We start from the raw sequence: 334 nt of genomic DNA on the forward strand, positions 1-334 counted from the left end.
TTATGTGCGTGGGGTAGGGGAGCGTTCTGTAAGCCGTTGAAGGTGGTCTGTAAGGGCTGCTGGAGGTATCAGAAGTGCGAATGCTGACATGAGTAACGATAAAGGGAGTGAAAAACTCCCTCGCCGGAAGACCAAGGGTTCCTGTCCAACGTTAATCGGGGCAGGGTAAGTCGACCCCTAAGGCGAGGCCGAAAGGCGTAGTCGATGGGAAACGGGTTAATATTCCCGTACTTCTTACAATTGCGATGGGGGGACGGAGAAGGCTAGGTGGGCCTGGCGACGGTTGTCCAGGTTCAAGTACGTAGGCGGAAAGTTTAGGTAAATCCGGACTTTC

General features: G+C 53.6%; 1 rRNA gene. It reads left to right on the top strand.

The annotated features are described in order from the left end of the window. Window positions 1-334, top strand: a 23S ribosomal RNA gene (locus ACTRWI_RS22795); the annotation flags it as partial.

Source organism: Pseudoalteromonas sp. G5_S1_14_S5, assembly GCF_054968605.1.